Raw genomic sequence first — 23,841 nt, forward strand, 5'->3', positions numbered from 1 at the left:
CCTTGACGTACACACGCCGATTGGTGTTTCCTGAAACCGGTTTCAATGACGTTTCAAACACTCCAACAACAAGAAAGTTGCCGCCACGATGAACGACTTCTCCACCGCCCAACGCAGCCGCGTGACCATGCTCGACGTCGCCGAGCGCGCCGGGGTCTCGAAGGCCAGCGTCTCGCGCTTCATCGGCGATGACCGCGCCCTGCTCTCTGATGCCATCGCCCTGCGCATCGAGCAAGCCATCAGCGAACTCGGCTACCGCCCCAACCAAATGGCGCGCGGCCTGAAACGCGGGCGCACGCGCCTGATCGGCATGCTGGTGGCCGATATCCGTAACCCTTATTCAATTGCCGTGATGCACGGGGTGGAAACCGCCTGCCGGGCGCACGGCTACAGCCTGGTGGTATGTAACACCGACCGCGATGACGAGCAGGAGCGCCAGCACTTGGCCCTATTGCGTTCGTACAACATCGAAGGACTGATCGTGAACACCCTGGGCCATCACCGTGACGAGTTGCACGAACTGCGTCGCGAGATGCCGCTGGTGCTGGTCGATCGCAAGGTCGACGGTCTCGACAGCGACATGGTCGGGCTGAACAACCCGCAAGCCGTTGAGATGGCGCTGATGCATCTGGAGCAGCGCGGTTATCGCAATCTGGTGCTGGTGACTGAACCCTATGACGGCACCAGTTCGCGGATCGAGCGGGTCAGCAGTTTTCAGGCACAGATTGCTCAGCGCTCAGGGCTGACTGGGGTGGTGCTGGAAACCGGCGATGAGCTGGGCGCACAACTGCAAACCTTTTTAAATACGCCCGGTGCCGGACCAAAAGCGTTGTTCTGCGCCAATGGCGTGGCAGCGCTGGCCGCAACGACTGCGTTGCGCCAGATGGGTTGCCGGTTGTTCGAGGATGTCGGGTTCATCGCCCTGGATGATCTGGATTGGTATCCGTTGGTGGGCAGCGGGATTACCGCACTGGCTCAGCCGACGGCAGAGATTGGTGCGCGGGCGTTTGAGTGTTTGCTCAAGCGTTTGCGTGGGGATGATGAGGTGGCGCGGGTGGTGGATTTTGCGCCGGTGCTGGTTGAGCGTGGGTCAACCTTGGGGATTAGCGTTGTTTGAGCTGACCTATCGCGAGCAGGCTCACTCCTACATTTGGAATGCGTTCCCCTGTAGGAGTGAGCCTGCTCGCGATAGCGTCGGAAAGGACAATACAGAACACCTGATATTTTTTTGAACAAAAATGAAACCGGTTTCAGAGGTCAATAACAATGAATAAACCCGACGTTTCCATCAGTCTGTCCAGCTACGGCGCCGAGCTTGTGCGTCAGCGTGGACAAGCTTCATTCATCGATATCCTGGCTGCCGCCGGGGCCAATCGCATCGAGTGGCGCGAAGAATTGCTGACGCGCGAAGACCCTGCGCAACTGGCCGAGGCCACTCAGGCGCAGGGCCTGCAGAGCATCTATTCCTCGCCCACCGAACTGTGGCTGGCCGGTCAGGCACAACCGAATCCCGAATTGATAACCGCCCTGCAACAGGCCGAAGCGTTCGGTTCGAAATGGCTGAAAGTCTCCCTCGGCTACTTCACCGACAATAACGATCTGCAAGCCTTGGCCGAGCGTTTGCAGCACAGCCCCGTGCAGTTGCTGGTGGAAAACGACCAGACCTTGCATGGCGGGCGTATCGAACCGTTTCAACGCTTCTTCAACGCTGTCGAACAGCACAACCTGCCGATCAAGATGACTTTCGACATCGGCAACTGGCAGTGGCAGGACCAGTCCGCCACCAGCGCCGCCCGCCTGCTCGGGCGGCATGTCGGCTATGTGCACTGCAAAGCCGTGGCCCGTCGCGCCGACGGCAAACTGGTCGCGGTGCCGCCTGCCGTCAGTGACCTGCATCTGTGGGAACAACTGCTGCGGCACATGGCCCAAGGCGTTATGCGCGCCGCCGAATATCCGTTGCAGGGCGAGGATCTGTTGCAACTGACCAGCGAACACGTCGCCGCCCTCGCCCGCCTCGGCCAATCGCGTCTGGAGCCTGCTCATGTCTGAGATCGATATTCTTTCGTTCGGCGAAACCATGGCGATGCTGGTGGCTGAGCAGACGGGTGACCTGGCCTGTGTCGATCAATTCCACAAGCGCATCGCCGGGGCGGACAGCAATGTCGCCATCGGCCTTTCGCGCCTGGGTTTCAACGTCGCGTGGCTGAGTCGGGTTGGCAATGATTCGCTTGGGCGCTTTGTGGTCGAGACGTTGATTAAAGAAGGCCTGGACTGCAGCCATGTCGATGTCGATAAACAGCACCCGACCGGTTTCCAGTTCAAATCCCGCAACGACGATGGTAGCGATCCGCAGGTCGAATATTTCCGGCGCGGTTCGGCGGCCAGTCATCTGTCACCGCAGTCGATTACCGCCAACCTGCTGAGCGCGCGACACCTGCACGCCACCGGCATTCCGCCAGCGCTGTCGGCCTCAGCGCGAGAGATGTCTTTCGAACTGATGACGCGCATGCGCAACGCCGGTCGCAGCGTGTCGTTCGATCCCAACCTGCGCCCAAGCCTGTGGGCCAGCGAGCGCGAAATGATCCGCGAGATCAACCGCCTCGCCGCCCTCGCCCATTGGGTTTTGCCGGGATTGAGCGAAGGCCGCTTGCTCACCGGGCTTGAAGACCCGGCGGACATTGCGGCGTTTTATCTGGATCAAGGTGCGGAAGCGGTGGCGATCAAACTCGGGCCGGAAGGCGCCTACTACCGCACTCATCAGGCTCAGGGTTTTGTCGCCGGAGTGCCGGTGGCGAAGGTGGTCGACACGGTGGGCGCCGGTGATGGTTTTGCCGTGGGAATGATCAGCGCCTTGCTGGAACACCAGAGCTTTGCCGAGGCGGTGCAGCGGGCGAACTGGATTGGCAGTCGTGCGGTGCAGAGTCGCGGGGATATGGAGGGCCTTCCAACCCGGGCTGAACTATTTCCCGAATTCGAAGACGCCAATCGCAAGCAGGCTCACTCCTACATTTGAAATGCGTTCTCCTGTAGGAGTGAGCCTGCTCGCGATGAGGCCCTGAGAGACAACCGATTTATTGAACCTGCTGCGACAAAAACAACAAGCTCAGGAGCAACACCCATGAAAACCGCAACCCTCGCCACCCGCCGCTGGTGGTACATCATGCCGATCGTGTTCATCACCTACAGCCTGGCGTATCTTGATCGCGCCAACTATGGCTTCGCTGCCGCGTCCGGTATGGCCGCCGACTTGATGATCACTCCGGGACTGTCGTCGCTGCTCGGCGCGCTGTTCTTTCTCGGTTACTTTTTCTTCCAGGTACCCGGTGCGATCTACGCACAAAAACACAGTGTGAAAAAGCTGATTTTCGTCAGCCTGATCCTCTGGGGCGGCCTCGCCACATTGACCGGCGTGGTCTCCAACGCTTATTGGCTGATCGTCATCCGTTTCATGCTCGGCGTGGTTGAAGCAGCAGTGATGCCAGCGATGCTGGTGTATCTGTGCCACTGGTTTACCCGTGCCGAACGCTCGCGTGCCAACACCTTTCTGATCCTCGGCAACCCGGTAACGATGCTGTGGATGTCAGTGGTCTCGGGGTACCTGGTGCAGCATTTCAGCTGGCGCTGGATGTTCATCATCGAAGGTTTGCCGGCGGTGCTGTGGGCGTTTATCTGGTGGCGTCTGGCCGATGATCGTCCGTCCCAGGCGAAGTGGCTGAGCGATGAGGAAAAGCACGACCTGGAAAGTGCCTTGGCTGCCGAGCAGGTCGGTATCAAAGCCGTGAAGAACTACGCCGAGGCGTTCCGTTCGCCGAAGGTGATCATTCTGGCGCTGCAGTTTTTCTGCTGGAGCATCGGCGTCTATGGCTTTGTCTTGTGGCTGCCGTCGATCCTCAAGGCCGGCGCGCAAATGGACATGATCGAGGCTGGCTGGCTGTCGGCGCTGCCGTATCTGGCGGCGGTGATCGGCATGCTCGCCGTGTCGTGGGGCTCGGACAAACTGCAAAAGCGCAAACGCTTTGTCTGGCCACCGCTGTTGATTGCATCCATTGCCTTTTACGGCTCCTACGCCTTGGGCGCTGAACACTTCTGGTGGTCATACACGCTATTGGTGATTGCCGGCGCCTGCATGTACGCGCCTTATGGACCGTTCTTTGCGATCGTCCCGGAGATTCTCCCTGCCAACGTGGCCGGTGGCGCGATGGCGCTGATCAACAGCATGGGCGCGCTCGGTTCATTTGGCGGCTCGTATCTGGTCGGTTACCTGAACAGTTCGACCGGTTCGCCCGGCGCTTCGTACCTGTTGATGAGCGGCGCGTTGCTGCTGTCGGTGGTGCTGACCATGTTCCTCAAGCCCGGCGCCAGTGATCGCGTCGTCGCCAAAGCCGTCGCCACGCGTGCCGCGCCGGCGCATTCCTGAAGAGATTTTTGTCATGAAAAAACAAGTCGTGTTGTACAAGAAACTGTCGCCAGCGCTGATGGCGCGTCTACAGGAACAGTGCGAGGTCGCGCTGATCGAAAGCCTCGACGCCGACGGCCTCATGCAACTGCGTGACGCCCTGCCCCGCGCTCACGGCCTGCTCGGTGCCAGCCTGAAACTGGATGCCGCGTTACTCGATCTGGCGCCGCAGCTTGAGGCCATCGCCAGCGTCTCGGTCGGCGTCGACAACTACGACATCGATTACTTGACGCAGCGCAAGATCCTTCTCACCAACACGCCGGATGTACTCACTGAGACCACCGCCGACACCGGTTTCGCCCTGATCCTCGCCGCCGCCCGGCGTGTAGTCGAATTGGCGAACATGGTGCGTAGCGGTCAATGGAGCCGCAACATCGGCCCGGCGCATTTCGGCACCGATGTGCATGGCAAGACGCTGGGGATCATCGGCATGGGGCGCATCGGCGAGGCGTTGGCGCAACGTGGCCATTTCGGTTTTGGCATGCCGGTGCTCTATCACAGTCAGTCGCGCAAACCGGCGGTCGAGGCGCGGTTTGATGCGCAATATCGTAGTCTTGAGGATCTGCTTCAGCAGGCCGATTTCATTTGTCTGACCTTGCCGCTGACCGCGCAGACTGAAGGTTTGATCGGGACAGAGCAGTTTGCGTTGATGCGCCCGCAAAGCATCTTTATCAATATTTCCCGGGGCAAAGTGGTGGATGAGGCGGCGATGATCGAAGCCTTGCGCAATAACCGCATACGCGCGGCCGGGCTGGATGTGTTTGAGCGTGAGCCGTTGCAGCATGACTCGCCGTTGTTGCAGTTGAACAACGTCGTGGCGACGCCGCACATGGGTTCGGCGACGCATGAGACGCGGGAAGCGATGGCGCGGTGTGCGGTGGAGAATCTGTTGGCCGCATTGAGTGGGGAAAAACCGGCGAATCTGGTGAATCCATTGGCCTGGCAGGGCTGAGATTTTTATTGCCTGATCTGGCCCCATCGCTGGCAAGCCAGCTCCCACAGGATTTTCGAGCGGACACAAATATCATGTCCACCTCAAATCACTGTGGGAGCTGGCTTGCCAGCGATGGGGCCAATGCAGGCAACACAAAACCATCAAGCACTACGCGCCTGTAAAAGCTGCGCCGCACAGAGAGCAATCCGCGCACAGGCATCCGCCAGTTTCACCCGATCCAACACCAGCCCGATGCGAATATGCCCCGCCGCACTCGGCCCAAACGCTTCGCCGGCCAGCACCGACACGCCATAACCTTCCAGCAACTGCTCGGCAAACGCCTGAGCGCCAAGGCCCGTCTGGCGCACATCAACCATCACGAACATGCCGCCATCGGGACGGATCGGGTACAACCCCGGACACCCCTGCAAACGCTCGCACACCAGGTCACGACGCAGCCGATACTCCTCGCGCATCTGCGTCACTTCCGGCAGATCCGAGGCCAGCGCAACTTCCGCCGCTTTCTGCACAAAATCCGGCAACCCAAAGAGCATGCTCAGCGACAGGTTGACCAAATGCTCGGCCAACGATTTCGGCCCGATCATCCAGCCGATGCGCCATCCGGTCATGGCGTGGGATTTTGACAGGCTGTTGATGGTCGCCGTGCGTTCAGCCATACCCGGCAAACTCGCCGGGCTGACGTGCTGACCTTCATAAAGCAGTTCGCTGTAGACCTCGTCGCTGATCAGCCACAAGTCATGGCGCACACACAGTGCCGCCAGCTCTTGCCAGATCAACAGTGACAGGCTCGCGCCAGAAGGATTGTTCGGACTGTTGAGCAGCATGGCGCGGGTCCTCGGCGTGATACGTGCCGCGACATCCGCCGGATCGACGCGAAAACCATTTTCCGGCCGTACCGGCACTGGCACGACCGTCGCGCCACACGCCCCAAACACACCTTCGTAAGTGACGTACATCGGCTCGGCGACGATCACCTCATCGCCCGGATCGAGCAGACATTGCGCCACCGAATACACCGCGCATTGCGCACCGGGCATGACGATCACATGGTCGGCATCGACCGCCTGACCACTGTGCCGCCGATGGCGTTCGGCAATCAACTTGCGCAATGCCAGCCGACCACGGACTTCGGAGTAATGCGTGTCGCCCGCCAACAGGCTGTCGATGGCGCCGTGAATGATCGGCAGCGGTGTATCGAAATCCGGATCGCCCACACTCAACAACAGAACATCAACGCCCTCGGCGCGCAACTCCAGCGCTCGATCGTGAATCTGCCAGGCAGCGGCTCCTTCCCCGGCGATTCGTTGGGTCAAGGCTGAATAGCGCATGCACGTCTCCTGATGGCGCGGTCTCCAGTCTTCACCCTATCTCAAATCACAAAACGCGCCACCATGGCATTCAAATCTACCGCCAGACGCGACAGTTCATGAGTGGCGGCGCTGGTCTGGTTGGCCCCGGCAGCCGATTGCGTGGCCAGGTCACGAATGTTGACCAGGTTGCGATCGACCTCACGCGACACTTGCGCCTGCTCTTCCGAAGCACTGGCGATGACCAGATTGCGCTCGTTGATCTGATGAATCGACTGGGTAATCTGCTCCAGCGCGACGCCGGCCGCACGGGCCATTTCCAGGGTGGACTGGGTGCGTTGGTTGCTCTGCTGCATCGACGAAACCGCTTCGCCGGTGCCGTTTTGAATGCCGGCGACCATTTTTTCGATTTCCTGGGTCGACTGCGCGGTGCGATGGGCCAGCGCGCGTACTTCGTCCGCAACCACGGCAAAACCACGACCGGCCTCACCGGCACGCGCGGCTTCGATCGCGGCGTTGAGTGCGAGCAGGTTGGTCTGCTCGGCGATGGCGCGGATCACGTCGAGCACTTTGCCGATGTCACGACCTTGCGCAGCGAGGCCTTCGATCATTTGCGCGGTGTTCTGCACGTCATGGGTCATGGTCTGGATTGCGTCGACGGTTTTCACCACTTGATCGCGACCCTCGCGCGCGGCGTGGGTCGATTGGTTCGAGGCTTCTGAAGTCGACACCGCATTGCGTGCAACTTCTTCGACGGCAGCGGTCATCTCGTTGACGGCGGTGGCGGCTTGTTCGATCTCGTTGTTTTGCTGCTGCAGGCCACGGGAGGCTTCTTCGGTCACGGCGCTGAGCTCTTCGGCAGCGGCGCCCAGTTGCGTGGCGGAACCGGCGATCTGTTCGATGGTTTTGCGCAGGTTGGCCTGCATCGCGGCCAAGGCTTCCAGCAGGCGCGCCGGCTCGTCGTTGCCATCGATTTCGATGACCTTGGTCAGGTTGCCCTCGGCAATGGTGCGCGCAGCGGCGACGGCGCGGTTCAAGGGGGTGACGATGCTGCGGGTCAACAACCAGGCCAGCAGCACCGTGGCCAGCGCGGCAACAATGGCGACGAGGACGATGCCGAAAATCGCACTGTCGTATTTTTCACCGGCCTGCGCCGAAGCGGCTTTAGCGCCAGCGGCGTTGATCGCAATCAGCTTGTTGAGTTGCTCGCCCATTTGGTCGGTGCCGTCCTTGATCCGCGTGTTGATCAGGCTGCGCATCTCATCGATTTTGTCCTGACGTGACAGCTCCATCATCTGGTTCTGCGCTTGCAGGTAGTTGTCCAGCGTGCTGGCGAACGTCTGATACAACGCACGTTCTTCCGCGCCCGCCGGCAGTGCGGCGTAACTGGCCTGGGCACTGCGAACCTTGTCGACCAACGTGGCGATGCGGGTCTGGGCTTCCTGCAAACCGGCCGGTTCGCGATTGACCAGCACGCGGAACGACAGAATGCGCAGACGCAGGACGTTTTCCGTCACCACAGCGAGATGCGTGACGCTGGGCAGTTGCGTCGACTCCATGTCGATCGAAGCCTGGCGGATGATCGACATGCGGTTGACGGCAAACACGCCGAGCACGACCACCAGCAAGGCGATGAAGGCAAAACCGAGGAAGGCACGGGGCGCGATATTCAGGTTACGCAAGGACATGATTGGACTCTCGGAAGATAAAAACTACGAGCGTCCATGCCGTTATCACTGGCCCGCTAAGGGCTTCGGTCCGGCGTCACTGTTTTGGGGGTGTGGTGTGCGCGCCTGTTAGCTGTATCGGCCAGGCTTTAGGAAGATTGCGGGGCAAGATCAACTATTTTTCAGGGTGTTACATGAATGAAACACTGCGATTCCAATCTTGATGCAGGAACTGCCGAAGGCTGCGATCTTTGGATCTTGCTCTTAAAAACAGGATCAAAAGATCGCAGCCTTCGGCAGCTCCTACAGAGGCGGGTCAGTTTTTGCTGGCGAGTTGCCAGACACGGGCAATGTCGGTAGCGCGCTCGCGCAGCAAGCGTGGTGCTTCTGCGCAGGCCTGCTCCAGCGTCATCGGGCCGCTGGTCAGCGCAAAAGCGGCATCGATGCCGTGGTTGTAGAGTTCCTGATAACCCTCCCCCAAAGTGCCCGCGATCACGATCACCGGCACGTTGTGCTGCTTGGCGATGCGCGCCACACCAAACGGGGTTTTGCCGCGCAAGGTCTGGGCATCGAAGCGGCCTTCGCCGGTGATCACCAGATCCGCGTCTTTAACGGCTTCAGCGAGGCCGACCAGTTCGGCGACCACTTTTACCCCGGCTTTGAATTGCGCGCCGAGAAATGCCTTGGCGGCGAACCCCAAACCACCCGCTGCACCGCAGCCCGGCTCATCGCGCACATCTTTGTCCAGCGCCTCGGCACACAGGTCGGCGAAGTGCCCCAACGCCTGATCGAGTTGCTGCACCTGCGCCGGCGAGGCGCCTTTTTGCGGGCCGAAAATCGCTGACGCGCCATGGGGGCCGCACAACGGATTGTTCACATCGGCGGCGATATCAAATCGCACATGCGCCAGACGCGGATCAAGTTCGCTGATGTCCACTCGCGCCAGTTGCGCCAAGGCCAAACCGCCCGGTACCAGCGTCTGATTTTGCGCATCGAGCAATTTCACCCCCAGCGCCTGCATCGTACCGGCGCCGCCATCGTTGGTCGCACTGCCGCCAATCGCCAGAATCACCCGTTGTGCGCCGGCATCCAGCGCCGCACGAATCAGTTCGCCGGTGCCAAATGTGCTGGTGATACAGGCATCACGCTGCCCCGGTGGCACCCGTTGCAAGCCGCTGGCTTCAGCCATTTCGATGATCGCAGTGCGGTTGTGCGGCAACCAGCCCCACGCGGCGTCGACCGGCGCGCCGAGCGGGCCACGCACACGGGTGCGGCGCAACTCGCCTTCGCAGGCCGCGAGAATCGACTCGACCGTGCCTTCACCGCCGTCAGCCATTGGGCATTTGACCAGCGTGGCTTGCGGCCAGACTTGCGCCAGACCCAAAGCAATGGCCTCGGCAACGCCTTGGGCACTCAGGCTGTCCTTGAACGAATCGGGGGCGATGACGATTTTCATGCGAATTCTCCAGTTCCAATGCCCCTCATGCTGCCAGTCGGCATGCGCATTGACGCCGGTCCGCTGCACAAGCGGCGTGGGCGTTTATTGTTCATTTCCACAAAAGACTCTGCGGCGAATGTACCGCCGCCATCGCGAGCAGGCTCACTCCTACAGGGGAATGCATTCCAATTGCAGGAGTGAGCCTGCTCGCGATGGCGTCCTTGGGGACACCGATCAATTCGGGTCGATCTGCGGCAGCAACTGCACCCCAAGATACAGCGCCAACATCCCGTCCAGCCGCAACGGATCAACCCCACTCAACTCGGCAATCCGCTCCATCCGATAGCGCAAACTGTTGCGGTGAATGCCCAACGCATCCGCACACGCCTGACTCTGCCCGTCGTGTTCGCACCAACTGCGCAGCGTCGCCAGCAATTGGCCGTTGCCGTCCTTGGCGATCACCTTGCGCAGCGGCTTGAGCAATTCATCCAGCGCATCGTCATTGCGATGCCGCCACAACATCACCGGCAAGCGATAGCGATTGAGCGTCAGCAAGCGTGAATGCGGTAACACTTCACGGCCATAGGCGAGCAAATCGCCGACCCGTCGATAGCAACGTCGCAGCCCGAGCAAGCCATCCGCCTGGCCGCCGACGGCAATGCGCAAAATGTTCCAGCCCAGACCATCGAGTTTTTCCAGCAGCCGATCATGCTCGACGTTGTGACTCGCTGGCCGACACCAAAGCAGTGACGACTTGGCCGAACTTACGCACCAACTGTCGGGATAGCGCGAGGTCAGCCAGGCACTCAGCGCATCGACGGTTTGTCCCGGCCCATGCTCCAGACCCAGCTCAAACAGGTACGGCACCCGCGTCAATTGCGGCTTGAGCCCCAATTGCTGCGCCTCATCAATCAACCGCGGCGAATCTCCGGCCTCGCTCAACAGCAATGCCAACAGATCGTCGCAGCGCTGCCGCCGCCACTGCTGCTCGGCCTGCTGATTGCGCTGGCCGACGAGCATTTCGGCGGTCATGCGCACCAGCTCAGCGTAAGTGCGCAGTTGCTCCGGCTCGCCAGTGATGCCGAGTACACCGATCAGACGTTGATCGAGCAGCAGCGGCAGGTTGATCCCCGGTTGCACGCCTTTCAAATGCACAGCGGTTTGCGCATCGATTTCCACCACGCGACCGTTGGCCAGCACCAGTTGCGCACCTTCGTGACGCGTGTTGATACGCTCGGGTTCGCCGCTGCCGAGGATCAGACCCTGGCTGTCCATGACGTTGACGTTGTAGGGCAAAATGGCCATGGCCCGGTCGACGATGTCCTGGGCGAGGTCGTGATCGAGTTCAAACATAACGGCGGCAATCCTTATTTTCTGGCACTGGCGGTTGTTCACCCGCACAGGGTCTGGCGGCAAACCCTGTGCTCAGGCACAAAGACAATCCTGCCAAGGTTGGCCGAGACTCTCAGGGCGATCAACGTTACCCTTTGCATCGCAAAAAATCATAATAAAGAGAGAGCCGCTATGTCGCACAGCGCCGCAGCTACCCAGACCATCGACGACGATAAAAACGCCGTTTACAAACGCATCACCCTGCGTTTGATCCCCTTCATCTTCATCTGCTACTTGTTCAACTACCTCGACCGGGTCAACGTTGGATTCGCCAAACTGCAGATGCTCGACGCACTGAAATTCAGCGAAACCGTGTACGGCCTCGGTGCCGGCATCTTCTTCATCGGTTACGTGCTGTGCGGCGTACCGAGCAACCTGGCGTTGACCAGGTTCGGTCCTCGGCGCTGGATTGCCGTGATGATGATCACTTGGGGCACACTGTCGACCTGCCTGTTGTTCGTCACCACCCCGACCGAGTTCTACACCCTGCGCCTGTTTACCGGTGCGGCCGAAGCCGGGTTCTTCCCGGGCGTCGTGCTGTATCTCTCGCAATGGTTCCCGACCTTCCGTCGTGGCCGGATCATGGCGCTGTTCATGTCGGCGATCCCGGTATCCGGTTTGCTCGGCAGCCCGTTCTCTGGCTGGATCCTCAATCACTTCGCCGCAGGCCAGGGCGGTCTGGCCGGCTGGCAGTGGATGTTCCTGCTGCAGGGCATTCCGACGGTGATCCTTGGCGCCCTCGCCTACTTCCTGCTGAGCGACAGCTTCGCCAATGCCAAGTGGCTGACCCCGCACGAGCGCGCGGTGCTTGAAGCGGATCAGGCCGAAGACCTGGCGAACAAGCCGAAAACCAATTCCGACTCGTTGATTGCCGTGTTCAAGAACCCGGCAATCTGGGCATTCGGCCTGATCTACTTCTGTATCCAGAGTGGCGTGTATGCGATCAACTTCTGGCTGCCGTCGATCATCAAGAACCTCGGCTTCAGCGATAACCTGGTGATCGGTTGGTTGAGCGCGATTCCGTATCTGCTGGCGGCGGTGTTCATGCTCGTCGTGGGTCGCTCGGCGGATCTGCGCAAAGAACGTCGCTGGCACTTGGTGGTGCCGATGCTGATGGGCGCGATCGGCCTGGTAATCGCGGTGAACTTTGCGGGCAACCCGGCGATTGCGATTCTCGGCCTGACCATTGCGACCATGGGCGCGCTGACCGGCCTGCCAATGTTCTGGCCAGTGCCGACCGCCATGTTGAGTGCCGGCGCTGCAGCCGGTGGTCTGGCATTGATCAACTCGATGGGGCAGATGGCCGGTTTCCTCAGCCCGTACCTGGTCGGTTGGGTCAAGGACAGCACCGGCTCGACCGATGCGGCGCTGTATCTGCTGGCGGGTGTGATTGTTGGCGGGAGTCTGTTGGCGCTGCGGATGACGCGGACGTTGCGGGCTTAATTACAAGCGCAGGATCAAAAGATCGCAGCCTTCGGCAGCTCCTACCTTGGAATGTGTTCCTTGTAGGAGCTACCGCAGGCTGCGATCTTTTTGCGTTTAAACGCCGCAACAATTCACTTTGCGCCCTGTTACACATCTGTTATTTGTTGAGGTTTCCCACCGACAAAAGGATTTCGGCATGAGCTATCGCACACTGGGGCATTCAGGGTTGCAGGTGTCTACCCTCACGCTCGGTACGATGATGTTCGGCGAGCAGACCAGTACCGAAGAGTCGTTGCGCATCATCGACAAGGCCTGGGATCAGGGCATCAACTTCATCGACACCGCCGACGTATACACCAACGGTCGTTCGGAAGAGATCGTCGGTGAAGCAATTGCCGGCAATCGGCATGAGTGGGTGCTGGCGACCAAGGTCGGGTTCGGCCCGGTGGACGGTGTGCCAAACCGCAGCGGCCTTAGCCGCAAGCATATCTTCAATGGTCTGGACGCCAGCCTGACCCGTCTCGGCACCGACTACCTCGACATCTATTACCTGCACCGCGAAGACCACAACACGCCATTGGACGTCACGATTTCGGCGATTGGCGATCTGATTCGCCAGGGCAAGATCCGTTATTGGGGTTTGTCGAACTATCGCGGCTGGCGGATTGCCGAGGTGATTCGTATCGCCGACAAACTGGGCGTCGATCGGCCGGTGATCAGCCAGCCGTTGTACAACATCGTCAACCGTCAGGCCGAGACCGAGCAGATTACCGCCGCGCAAACCTACGGCCTCGGTGTGGTGCCTTACAGCCCGTTGGCCCGTGGCGTGCTCAGTGGCAAGTACGCGCCGGACGTGACACCGGATGCCAACAGCCGCGCCGGGCGTCAGGACAAACGCATTCTGGAAACCGAATGGCGCGTGGAGTCGTTGCGCATTGCCCAGCAAATTCATCAGTACACCGAACAACGTGGCGTCGGAATCGTCGAGTTCGCGATTGCCTGGGTGTTGAACAACAGCGCGGTGACGTCGGCGATTGTCGGGCCGCGTACGGAAGAACAGTGGGATGCGTACACCAAGGCGCAGGCGGTGAAGATCACCGCTGAAGATGAAGCGTTTATCGATTCGCTGGTGACACCGGGGCATGCATCGACACCGGGCTTCAACGATGTCAGTCATTTTGTGTCCGGCCGCAAAACCCACTCAGCCTGACGCCATCCATGTAGGAGCTGCCGCAGGCTGCGATCTTTTGATCTGTTTTTTTTAAAATCAAAAGATCGCAGCCTGCGGCAGCTCCTACAATTGGGGGGTGTACGTGTTGAAAATAATGAGCAGGCGGCCAATATTCAGCACAAAAACCACGTATCCTTCGCGCCCCGTTTGATCACCCACCCGCGAGGACAGTTTGTCTAAAGGTATCGCTTTATCGGTTTCGGCCTCGGTGCTGTTTGCCGTCATGTATTACTACACCTCGCTGCTCACCCCATTGAGCGGCGTGGAAATTTTCGGCTGGCGGATGCTGCTGACGGTGCCGTGCATGACCGTGTTCATGTTGGTCTCTGGCGAGTGGCGACGGGTGCTGGAGCTGGTTCGGCTGATGGCCGCGAAGCCAAAACTGATCGCCGGGCTGATCGTCTCTTCCGCTCTGCTCGGTGTGCAGTTATGGCTGTTCATGTGGGCACCGCTCAATGGCTATAGCCTCGATGTGTCGCTCGGCTACTTCCTGCTGCCGCTGGCCATGGTGCTGACCGGACGGATCGCCTACGGCGAAAGCCTGTCGTACCTGCAAAAAATCGCGGTGTTCTTCGCTTCGCTGGGTGTATTGAATGAGCTGTATCAGGTTGGCGGATTTTCCTGGGCGACACTGGTGGTCGTGGTCGGCTATCCGCTGTACTTCGTCCTGCGCAAATACCTGAAGACCGATCACCTCGGCGGGTTGTGGGTTGATATGACGCTGATGCTGCCAGTCGCGTATTGGTTCGTGCGTGGGGGTGAGCAAGGTTTGGGCGTGTTCGATCAATACCCGGGGTTGATGTGGCTGATCCCGCTACTGGGTTTGATCAGTGCCTCGGCACTGGTGGTGTACATCATTGCCAGCCGCCTGCTGCCGTTCAGTCTGTTTGGATTGTTGAGTTATGTTGAGCCGGTGCTGTTGCTCGGGGTGGCGCTGCTGCTCGGCGAGAGTATCAAGTCTGGCGAATGGCTGACTTATATTCCGATCTGGATGGCGGTTGTGGTGCTGGTCTTCGAAGGCTTCAAACACCTGATGCGCCAACGCCGTCCTTAAGCCAAACACAAAAAAATGTAGGAGTGAGCCTGCTCGCGATTGCGGTCATTCAGTCACCAGCATTGCCGGATCTGAAAACGCTATCGCGAGCAGGCTCACTCCTACAGTGTCTATCGGTGTGGCGGATTACTCGGTAGCGAGTACACCGCGACGCACCTGATCACGCTCGATCGATTCGAACAAGGCCTTGAAGTTGCCCTCGCCGAAACCATCGTCACCCTTGCGCTGAATGAACTCGAAGAACACCGGACCCATCAGGGTTTCCGAGAAGATCTGCAGCAGCAAGCGTTTGTCACCCTGCTCCGACGCGCCATCAAGCAGGATGCCCCGCGATTGCAGTTGATCGACCGGCTCGCCGTGGTTCGGCAGGCGGCCTTCGAGCATTTCGTAGTAGGTGTCCGGCGGTGCGGTCATGAAGCGCATGCCGATTTTCTTCAGTTGATCCCAAGTCTTGATCAGGTCGTCGGTGAGGAATGCAACGTGCTGGATGCCCTCGCCGTTGAACTGCATCAGGAACTCTTCGATCTGACCTGCGCCCTTGGACGATTCTTCGTTCAACGGGATACGGATCATGCCATCCGGAGCGGTCATCGCTTTCGAGGTCAGGCCGGTGTACTCGCCTTTGATGTCGAAGTAGCGGATTTCGCGGAAATTGAACAGCTTCTCGTAGAAGTTCGCCCAGTAGGCCATGCGACCGCGATACACGTTGTGCGTCAGGTGATCGATGATTTTCAGACCAGCGCCAACCGGATTGCGATCAACGCCTTCGATGAACACGAAGTCGATGTCATAGATCGAACTGCCTTCGCCGAAACGGTCGATCAGGTACAGCGGCGCGCCGCCAATGCCTTTGATCGCTGGCAGGTTCAGCTCCATCGGACCGGTTTCGATGTGGATCGGCTGAGCGCCGAGTTCCAGTGCGCGGTTATAGGCCTTTTGCGAATCCTTGACGCGGAACGCCATGCCGCAAACGGACGGGCCATGCTCGGCGGCGAAGTACGAAGCGACGCTGTTCGGTTCGTTGTTGAGGATCAGGTTGATCGCGCCCTGGCGATACAGGTGCACGTTCTTCGAGCGGTGGGTGGCGACTTTGGTGAAGCCCATGATCTCGAAGATCGGCTCCAGGGTGCCCGGCACCGGCGATGCGAGCTCGATGAATTCAAAGCCCATCAGGCCCATTGGGTTTTCGTATAAATCTGTCATGGTGACGCCTCATCATTCTTATCAAATTAACCAGGGTTATTTGTCAGTCATGCGAGGTCGGTGGGTGGCGCGCAGGAGATGCCACGCACACTGCGGGCGAGGAAGTCACCGTAGATCAGTTGAAACCCGAATATCTTCATTGTCGACCCAAGGCTCTTGCGGGCGAGGCTTCTGCTGCCAGAAGACGATTATTATTGTATGCGTAACCCGATTCTACACAGCGTAAATAGGCTTGTCTGCTCTCTCTATAAAATCCGCTTTTTTGCCGACGGCGCAAGGGGTTTATTGCACAGATAAATGCCCGCCATGATCAACGCACCGCCCAGATACATGGCTAGCGTCAGATGCTCACCGAGCAGCAGCGCGCCCAGCAACACGGCAGTCAAAGGGCTCAAGGCGATAAACACCCCTGACCGCGTCGCGCCGATTTTGCGAATGCCGTCGTAGTAACCGATGTACGCCAGCGCCGAACCGAGCACGCCTAAATAGACAAGACTCAACCACTGCGTCACGCCCAGGTCGAGCAACGCCGTCCAGCTCAGTTCGCCGCGCACCGCCGCCAGCGTCCACAGCATCAGCGTGCCGAGCAGGATCGAGTACGTCACGGTCTGCACCGGCCCGAGCGCCTGATTGAGACTGCGGGAAAACAACGAATACACGCCCCAGCCCAGCACGCAACCGAGGATCAGTACGTCACCGATCCAGGCGTCGGGCGTTGCTGCCAACAGTTGTGGATTGCGGCTGACGATTACCGCGCCAGCACCGCCAATGCACGCCACGATGCCAATGACTTTGACGCGTGCCAGACGTTCTTTGAACAACAACCACGACGCGAGGCCGATCACCGCGGGATTCAACGCAACGATCAATGAAGCACGCGAGGCGTTGATGTACTGCAAGCCATAAAAGAAACACACGTTGTAGAAGAAAATCCCGAAGAACCCCAGCAATGCCAGTTGCAGCCATTGCCGTGGCGCAGGCCGTGCCAACGGAATTCGCGCCAGCCACAGAAATCCGAGCAACGCTGCGCTGGCAAGCAGGAAGCGCAGGCTGGCGGCGAACATCGGGCTGAGGCTGCCAGCGAGAAAACGCCCGGCGACAAAAGTCCCGCCCCATACCATGGTGACTGCCGCCAACGTCAGATAGACCGGCATGTCGGTGGTTGTCGGTTGGGTTTGCTGAAGATTATGCATAAGGCTTGAATCCGGGTAACTGAAGGATGGCGTATGATCCATCTCATTCCTGTTCATCGTAAAATGAGTAAATACTCATGACTCTCACACAGCTGGAAATCTTCTCACTGGTGGCCGAGCTGCGCGGATTTACCTTGGCCGCCCATCGCTTGGGCATTTCCCAGTCAGCGGTGTCGCACGCGCTGAAATCACTGGAGCAGGAACTGGGCGTCGAACTGCTGCGTCGGCATCAGTCACAAGTAGCGCTCAGCGATATCGGCGAACAGTTGTTGCTGCGCGCCCGGGCCATGCTGGGTCTGGCCAACACGTTGCGTCAGGAGGCTGCCGATGCCCGTGGCATGAAGCGCGGCACTTTACGCATCGGTTCATTCGGCCCGACTTCGTCGGTCAAGCTGTTGCCGGCGATTTTGCAGCGCTATCGCGTCGCCTATCCAGGCATCGAAGTGCATATGGATGAAGGACCGGATCGACAGGTGATCCAGTGGCTGGAAGAGCGGCGGATCGACATCGGTTTCGTGGTACTGCCTGAAGAGCGCTTCGACACCTTTGCCGTGATCGAGGACCAGATGGTTGCCCTGCTGCCGCTTGACCATCGCTTGGCGACGCGCTCGACGGTGAACCTCAGGGAGCTGTGCGACGACCCATTCGTGCTTACAGAAGCGGGATCTTCGGAGCTGGTGTCGCGACTGTTCAGCGCTGATCGCCTGCAACCGAATATCCGTTTTCGCTGCTCGCAACTGCTCAGCACTCTCGACACGGTCAGTCGTGGCGATGCCATCACCGTCGTCGCTGAAAGCTCGCTACCGCAGGCGCAGAATCCACGGTATGTGAAAGTTGCGCTGTCGCCGCAAGTCAAACGCCAGGTCGGCCTCGCCGTCCTTGATCAGCGCCAGGCCTCACCCGCCACACTGGCCTTTATCGAGTTGGCCACGCGGATAAATCATCCCTGAGCGGCGCAAGCGGCATCTGCCATCTATCCTCCCCGATGGCTCAACTGTTTTTCAGCAGCGCGCCATTCTCCAGCCTGCATTCAAGAGTCCCCTTCATCGCGACAGGATGCGCCCATGCCATTGACCGTCAGACCTCGCCGAAAACGCAGCACCCGCCTCGTAGTGACCCTGCTCAGCGGCCTGCTTCCAGTGGCGCTCGGCGGTGTGATTCTCTACATGCAGGCCGAGCGCACTTTGCAGCAGAGCACCCGGCAGACCGCCACCGAGGCGCTGCGCCAGTTCGAGTTGATGCTCGACAACACTGCGCAGGCGGCCAAAGACCTACTGCCACTGGCCGGAAAAACCTGCGAAGAGGTGAAACTGGCGTTGCGCGAGCAGGTCACTCGCCGACCGTTTGTACGCTCGACCAATCTGGTCTGGGACAACAATCTCTATTGCAGTTCGCTGTTCGGTGACTACAAGGAAGCGGTCAACTCCGGCGATTACCACGAGGGCAAGTTGTGGCTTATGAACGGCAACCCGGTGACGCCCGATACCGCGCTGCTGGTTTACCGCTTGGGTGAGGGTCGTGGCGGCGCATTGACCACGCTTGACGGTTATCACTTGAGCAACATTCTGCGCTTGATTGGCCGGCAAACCCTGTTGCTGCTGCAGGTCGGCGACAACTGGCTGTCCGCCGACGGCAAAGTGCACCAAGGCAGCCTTCCCGCGCTGCCGATTGCCCAAAGCATGCTGCAGTCGTCGCGCTATGCCTTCAGTGTCGCCGCCGGTTACCCGCAAGGCGAAACGTGGCGTTACATGGCGGACGAATATCCGCCGCTGTTCAGCTTGTTGATGTTCTTTGGAATAGTCTCCGGTGCGATTGGTCATGTCTTGCAAAAACGCTCGACGTCTCCCAGCCATGAAATGCTCCGTGCGCTGGAAGCTGGCGAGTTCATCCCCTACTTCCAGCCCGTCGTGCACGGCGACAGCAAAAAATGGTCTGGCGCAGAGGTGCTGATGCGATGGGATCATCCCAAAGAAGGCCTGGTACGCCCGGACCTGTTCATTCCGTTTGCCGAACACTCCGGATTGATCGTGCCGATGACCCGTTCGTTGATGCAGCAGACCGCCGCCGTACTGGGGCCACTGTCATCAAGCTTCGCCACGCCCTTCCACCTCGGCATCAACATCACCGCAAGTCATTGTCGGGACCTGGAACTGGTTGACGAATGCCGCCAGTTTCTCGCAGCGTTCGCGCCTGGCAGCATTAGCCTGATCCTGGAATTGACCGAGCGCGAACTGATTGAACCGACCGACATCACTCACCAACTGTTCGAACAGTTGCATACCTTGGGGGTGAAGATCGCCATCGACGATTTCGGTACCGGCCATTCCAGCCTTGGCTATTTGCGCAAGTTCAATGTCGATTTTCTCAAGATCGACCAGAGTTTCGTTGCCATGATCGGGATCGACGCGCTGTCACGGCATATTCTCGACACGATTATCGAACTCTCGGCCAAGCTTGATCTGGGGATTGTTGCCGAAGGTGTCGAAACTCAAGCGCAGGCGGACTACCTGACCGCGCACCAGGTCAACTTTCTGCAAGGCTATCTCTTCGGAAAACCAATGCCTGCCGCCGACTTCATCAGCGCATTAAGTCAACATTAACTTACTGGCGTTAAGCTTGACACGCCGATCAGGCGCACCAAATTGATACAAAAGACCGCTGTTGTTACATGAAGACAACATCAGGATTTACTCTGGACGCATTAACTACTACAATTTTTTCAACCTGAGCAAAAATTCGCAGGTGAGCCATTTATCACGGAGTCGTTTCAAGGCTCTTGGCTTATAGCTTTGTTTGCGGTTGGTATCAGCCAAACACACTATTGGAGTAAAGATATTGTCCAGACTCGCTGAATTTCGTGCAGCTGAAAAGGCCCTTCAGGAACAGCTCAAGCAGCTGGAATCGCTGAAGAACGATGCCGGGTTGAAGAAAGAAATCGAATTCGAAGAAAAGCTCCAGGGGCTGATGAAAACCTACGGCAAAGGCCTGAAAGACATCATCTCCATTCTCGATCCGAATCCGGCAAAATCCGCTCTGCAAACCTCGGCAGCACCGAAAACCCGCCGCGCACGCGTGGTCAAGGTTTATCACAACCCGCACACCGGTGAACTGATCGAGACCAAGGGTGGTAACCACCGCGGCCTGAAAGCCTGGAAAGAACAATACGGTGCCGCCACCGTTGATTCCTGGTTGCGCGGTTAATCTCACGCCAACAAAAAAAGCCCTGCTCTATGCAGGGCTTTTTTATTGACAATATCTAACAAATGAAATTAATTTCATCGAGCAAGTTAGGAATAGTCTGTAACGCTGCTGAGAAAAACCTTAAACGTTTCGCCGCGTGATGTTGCCATTCGCGGTCTACGTTTAACTTTGTGCTTAATCCGTTCGGGTATCTAGTCGAGTCACGCATAGAACAGATGACTAAAGTTTCAGGCTGTTTTTTACCGCCACTATTTCATCGGCACTTGCCTTATACACCTCGGCCTGTCCTGCGTAGGAAAGAACATAGGCCTTGTCCGCCTCGACTGCGGCGACCAGGGTTTGCGACAACACGTGTCGACCGTTTTCAGTGATCGTGCAAGTCGTCTCCAGCGCGGACAAAGAACCGAGCGTTGCCGGATGGATTTTGTTACAAACACTCTGGTAGCCGTCCTGAAAGAAACCCTTCTGGATGGACTTGCGCATTTCCAGCAGCACCCCCTCCAAGTTGACCTGATGGCCAGTCTCGACCTGCGTCATGGTCAACTCCATCACCATCACCTGATTGCCCTCGGCATCGTTCTTTACCGCCCGCTGCCGGGAAACCTGCGGCGACGCTTGCGGCAGCGCTTCAACCTCCCAGCCTGCAGGCCAGGTGACGTCCGGTGCATCCGCCAGCACGCAAGTTGCGCCAAGGGACAAAGCGGAAAAAACAAACAGGGATTTGAACAGTCGGATCATTGCCAGACGCACTCGCTAATTGAGCCGTAAAGTCTGAGCCTCGCTCACTTTCAGGGCAAGCCCGCCTTTCATTTGGCGATGCCGGCGGGCATGCGTATCATTGCGCCCATCACTCGCCCATAGTTATTGGAGGGCCCATGAGCCTGCACGAACTGAACACCTTTCCCGGCGTCACCGCCACACCAGACAGCGCAACCCAACACTTTGTCTTCAACCACACCATGTTGCGCGTGAAGGACATCACCAAATCCCTGGACTTCTATACTCGCGTGCTGGGTTTCTCGCTGGTCGAAAAACGTGACTTCGCCGAAGCCGAGTTCAGCCTGTACTTCCTCGCACTGGTCGACAAGGCGCAGATCCCGGCCGACGCCGCTGCACGTACCCAGTGGATGAAATCGATCCCGGGCATTCTCGAACTGACGCACAACCACGGCACCGAGAACGACGCGGACTTCGCTTATCACAACGGTAATACCGATCCACGTGGTTTTGGCCACATCTGCATTTCGGTACCGGATATCGTTGCTGCGTGTGCACGCTTTGAAGAGCTGGGCTGTGATTTCCAGAAGCGCCTGAGCGATGGCCGCATGAAAAGCCTGGCGTTCATCAAGGATCCGGATGGTTACTGGGTCGAGATCATTCAGCCTGCGCCGCTGTAAAAGCTGAAAAGCCCCTCAGCCTAACCCTCCCGAAACGTCGGACCGCCCATAGGGAGAGGGAGCTGATTGGGGGATATTCAAGAATTCCGCCGACGTGAAAGATCTTTACCGAATCCATAATCGACTCGGTCATTCAGGTCGATGGAAAACGCCAGCCCCCTCGGTTGGCTCCCTCTCCCTCGGGAGAGGGCTGGGGTGAGGGGCAACGTTTCACACGCAATAAAAAACCCGTGATCACTCACGGGTTTTTCATTTCTGGCCGGACGTTTAAGCCGGGGCCGACGTGCGGATCAAGTGATCAAAAGCACTCAACGAAGCCTTGGCGCCCTCGCCCACCGCAATCACGATCTGCTTGTATGGCACAGTCGTCACGTCACCGGCAGCGAAGATCCCCGGGATCGAAGTCTCGCCACGGTTATCGACAATGATCTCGCCACGCGGCGACAGCTCGATAGTGCCCTTCAGCCAGTCAGTGTTCGGCAGCAAACCGATCTGCACGAAAATCCCTTCCAGCTCGACCGTGCGCAGCTCATCAGTATTGCGATCCTTATAGCGCAGGCCGTTGACCTTCTCGCCATTACCGGTGACTTCAGTGGTTTGCGCACTGGTGATCACGGTGACGTTCGGCAGGCTGTGCAGCTTACGTTGCAGCACGGCGTCAGCACGCAACTGCACGTCGAACTCCAGCAGGGTTACGTGGGACACAATACCGGCCAGGTCGATGGCCGCTTCAACGCCGGAGTTACCGCCGCCGATCACCGCCACGCGCTTGCCTTTGAACAGCGGGCCATCGCAGTGCGGGCAGTACGCCACGCCTTTGTTGCGGTAGTCCTGCTCGCCCGGCACGTTCATTTCACGCCAGCGCGCACCGGTCGCCAGGATCACGCTCTTGGCTTTGAGGGTTGCGCCGCTGGCGAAGCGCACTTCATGCAATTCGCCGTTCTTGCCAGGGATCAGCTTGTCGGCGCGCTGCAGGTTCATGATGTCGACGTCGTATTGCTTGACGTGTTCTTCCAGCGCCGTGGCCAGTTTCGGCCCTTCGGTTTCCTGCACGGAAATGAAGTTCTCGATGGCCATGGTGTCCAGCACCTGACCGCCGAAACGCTCAGCTGCTACACCGGTGCGGATGCCTTTACGGGCGGCATAGATCGCTGCCGAAGCACCGGCGGGCCCACCGCCGACCACCAATACGTCAAAGGCTTCTTTTGCGCTGATTTTCTCGGCCTGACGCTCGATGGCGCCGGTGTCGAGTTTGGCGAGAATTTCTTCCAGCCCCATGCGGCCCTGACCGAAGTTTTCACCATTGAGGTAGATGCTCGGCACAGCCATGATCTTGCGATCATTGACTTCGTCCTGGAACAGCGCGCCATCGATGGCGACGTGGCGGATACTCGGGTTGAGCACGGCCATCAGGTTCAGCGCCTGGACCACGTCCGGGCAGTTCTGGCAGGACAGCGAGAAGTAAGTCTCGAAGCTGAACTGGCCTTTGAGCGAACGGATCTGCTCGATCACTTCAACACTGGCTTTCGAAGGGTGGCCGCCGACTTGCAGCAAGGCCAGTACCAGCGAAGTGAATTCGTGGCCCATCGGGATGCCGGCGAAACGCAGACTGATGTCGGCGCCCGGGCGGTTGATCGAGAACGATGGCTTGCGCGCGTCGTCACCGCTGTCGATCAAGGTAATCTGGCTCGAAAGACTGGCAACGTCTTTCAGCAGTTCGAGCATTTCACGGGATTTCGCACCGTCGTCGAGGGAAGCAACGATCTCGATCGGCTGGGTGACCCGTTCCAGGTACGATTTCAACTGGGCTTTAAGATTGGCGTCCAACATACGGGCGATTTCCTTTATTTGAGGCGAAAAAAAGCCCGAGCGAATCTCGCCCGGGCATTTTTATTGGGCGGTGCAGCGTACTTAAGAAGGTG

The 23,841-nt window shown here is 58.8% G+C and carries 20 protein-coding genes; 12 read left to right on the plus strand and 8 right to left on the minus strand.

Annotated elements, in window-relative coordinates; genetic code table 11:
• Nucleotides 1–88: 88 nt before the first annotated feature.
• From ACIPIZ_RS01875 to ACIPIZ_RS01895, 5 genes are all read left to right on the plus strand, one after another.
• Complete coding sequence (locus ACIPIZ_RS01875; protein WP_401163616.1) at nt 89–1,117, plus strand: LacI family DNA-binding transcriptional regulator; 1,029 nt, start codon at nt 89–91, stop codon at nt 1,115–1,117.
• A 149-nt stretch (nt 1,118–1,266) separates the two neighbouring features.
• Nucleotides 1,267–2,049, plus strand: a complete 783-nt coding sequence (locus ACIPIZ_RS01880) for a sugar phosphate isomerase/epimerase (RefSeq protein ID WP_105706609.1) — start codon at nt 1,267–1,269, stop codon at nt 2,047–2,049.
• The gene (locus ACIPIZ_RS01885) at nt 2,042–3,013 is read left to right on the plus strand and encodes a sugar kinase (RefSeq protein ID WP_401163619.1); all 972 of its coding nucleotides are present in this window, start codon (nt 2,042–2,044) and stop codon (nt 3,011–3,013) included. Before ACIPIZ_RS01880 ends, ACIPIZ_RS01885 begins: the two co-directional genes overlap by 8 nt.
• Before the next feature lie 105 nt (nt 3,014–3,118).
• On the plus strand, nt 3,119–4,417 hold the full coding sequence (locus tag ACIPIZ_RS01890; protein ID WP_401163621.1) for an MFS transporter: 1,299 nt from the start codon (nt 3,119–3,121) through the stop codon (nt 4,415–4,417).
• Nucleotides 4,418–4,430: 13 nt separating this feature from the next.
• The gene (locus ACIPIZ_RS01895; protein ID WP_401163623.1) at nt 4,431–5,408 is read left to right on the plus strand and encodes a 2-hydroxyacid dehydrogenase; all 978 of its coding nucleotides are present in this window, start codon (nt 4,431–4,433) and stop codon (nt 5,406–5,408) included.
• A 143-nt stretch (nt 5,409–5,551) separates the two neighbouring features.
• On the opposite strand, the gene ACIPIZ_RS01900 is transcribed toward ACIPIZ_RS01895, so the two are convergent.
• The 4 genes from ACIPIZ_RS01900 to ACIPIZ_RS01915 all read right to left on the minus strand — a co-directional run bounded on the left by ACIPIZ_RS01900 (nt 5,552) and on the right by ACIPIZ_RS01915 (nt 11,176).
• Nucleotides 5,552–6,739, minus strand: a complete 1,188-nt coding sequence (locus ACIPIZ_RS01900; protein ID WP_253483627.1) for a pyridoxal phosphate-dependent aminotransferase — start codon at nt 6,737–6,739, stop codon at nt 5,552–5,554.
• A 41-nt stretch (nt 6,740–6,780) separates the two neighbouring features.
• Nucleotides 6,781–8,406: a methyl-accepting chemotaxis protein gene (locus tag ACIPIZ_RS01905; RefSeq protein WP_105706622.1), complete on the minus strand. Its 1,626-nt coding sequence runs from the start codon at nt 8,404–8,406 to the stop codon at nt 6,781–6,783.
• 295 nt (nt 8,407–8,701) lie between these two features.
• Complete coding sequence (locus ACIPIZ_RS01910) at nt 8,702–9,841, minus strand: glycerate kinase (protein ID WP_401163626.1); 1,140 nt, start codon at nt 9,839–9,841, stop codon at nt 8,702–8,704.
• Between the two features lie 216 nt (nt 9,842–10,057).
• Entirely contained in the window at nt 10,058–11,176 is a 1,119-nt protein-coding gene (locus tag ACIPIZ_RS01915; RefSeq protein ID WP_064390211.1) for a sugar diacid recognition domain-containing protein, read from the minus strand.
• Nucleotides 11,177–11,347: 171 nt separating this feature from the next.
• Between ACIPIZ_RS01915 and ACIPIZ_RS01920 the strand changes: the two genes are divergently transcribed.
• From ACIPIZ_RS01920 to rarD, 3 genes are all read left to right on the plus strand, one after another.
• Nucleotides 11,348–12,658 carry an MFS transporter gene (locus ACIPIZ_RS01920; protein ID WP_401163628.1) on the plus strand — a complete coding sequence of 437 codons (1,311 nt, stop codon included), beginning with the start codon at nt 11,348–11,350 and terminating at the stop codon, nt 12,656–12,658.
• Between the two features lie 178 nt (nt 12,659–12,836).
• The gene (locus tag ACIPIZ_RS01925) at nt 12,837–13,850 is read left to right on the plus strand and encodes an aldo/keto reductase (protein WP_122854911.1); all 1,014 of its coding nucleotides are present in this window, start codon (nt 12,837–12,839) and stop codon (nt 13,848–13,850) included.
• Between the two features lie 193 nt (nt 13,851–14,043).
• On the plus strand, nt 14,044–14,925 hold the full coding sequence (gene rarD / locus ACIPIZ_RS01930; protein WP_064390214.1) for an EamA family transporter RarD: 882 nt from the start codon (nt 14,044–14,046) through the stop codon (nt 14,923–14,925).
• 126 nt (nt 14,926–15,051) lie between these two features.
• Here rarD and hppD read toward each other — a convergent pair whose 3' ends face one another.
• Both hppD and ACIPIZ_RS01940 read right to left on the minus strand, forming a co-directional pair.
• A complete protein-coding gene (hppD, locus tag ACIPIZ_RS01935; protein WP_016984437.1) occupies nt 15,052–16,128 on the minus strand; it encodes a 4-hydroxyphenylpyruvate dioxygenase in 1,077 nt (358 codons plus the stop codon).
• 245 nt (nt 16,129–16,373) lie between these two features.
• Complete coding sequence (locus ACIPIZ_RS01940; protein ID WP_401163630.1) at nt 16,374–17,321, minus strand: DMT family transporter; 948 nt, start codon at nt 17,319–17,321, stop codon at nt 16,374–16,376.
• 77 nt (nt 17,322–17,398) lie between these two features.
• Between ACIPIZ_RS01940 and ACIPIZ_RS01945 the strand changes: the two genes are divergently transcribed.
• The 3 genes from ACIPIZ_RS01945 to ACIPIZ_RS01955 all read left to right on the plus strand — a co-directional run bounded on the left by ACIPIZ_RS01945 (nt 17,399) and on the right by ACIPIZ_RS01955 (nt 20,522).
• Nucleotides 17,399–18,271 (plus strand): LysR family transcriptional regulator, encoded by an 873-nt coding sequence (locus ACIPIZ_RS01945; RefSeq protein ID WP_401163633.1) that lies wholly within the window; start codon nt 17,399–17,401, stop codon nt 18,269–18,271.
• A gap of 114 nt (nt 18,272–18,385) precedes the next feature.
• Nucleotides 18,386–19,921: an EAL domain-containing protein gene (locus tag ACIPIZ_RS01950; RefSeq protein ID WP_105706639.1), complete on the plus strand. Its 1,536-nt coding sequence runs from the start codon at nt 18,386–18,388 to the stop codon at nt 19,919–19,921.
• A 235-nt stretch (nt 19,922–20,156) separates the two neighbouring features.
• Nucleotides 20,157–20,522, plus strand: a complete 366-nt coding sequence (locus tag ACIPIZ_RS01955; RefSeq protein ID WP_105706642.1) for a histone-like nucleoid-structuring protein, MvaT/MvaU family — start codon at nt 20,157–20,159, stop codon at nt 20,520–20,522.
• Between the two features lie 219 nt (nt 20,523–20,741).
• Here the strand turns inward: ACIPIZ_RS01955 and ACIPIZ_RS01960 are convergent, their stop codons facing one another.
• Nucleotides 20,742–21,260 carry a DUF4946 domain-containing protein gene (locus ACIPIZ_RS01960; protein ID WP_122661734.1) on the minus strand — a complete coding sequence of 173 codons (519 nt, stop codon included), beginning with the start codon at nt 21,258–21,260 and terminating at the stop codon, nt 20,742–20,744.
• A 137-nt stretch (nt 21,261–21,397) separates the two neighbouring features.
• Between ACIPIZ_RS01960 and gloA the strand changes: the two genes are divergently transcribed.
• On the plus strand, nt 21,398–21,919 hold the full coding sequence (gene gloA / locus ACIPIZ_RS01965) for a lactoylglutathione lyase (RefSeq protein WP_064390220.1): 522 nt from the start codon (nt 21,398–21,400) through the stop codon (nt 21,917–21,919).
• Nucleotides 21,920–22,186: 267 nt separating this feature from the next.
• Here gloA and ahpF read toward each other — a convergent pair whose 3' ends face one another.
• Entirely contained in the window at nt 22,187–23,749 is a 1,563-nt protein-coding gene (ahpF, locus tag ACIPIZ_RS01970; protein WP_401163637.1) for an alkyl hydroperoxide reductase subunit F, read from the minus strand.
• Nucleotides 23,750–23,841: the final 92 nt, after the last annotated feature.

Origin of the sequence: Pseudomonas sp. NPDC087690 (assembly GCF_044743175.1) — a bacterium.
Lineage (GTDB): Bacteria > Pseudomonadota > Gammaproteobacteria > Pseudomonadales > Pseudomonadaceae > Aquipseudomonas.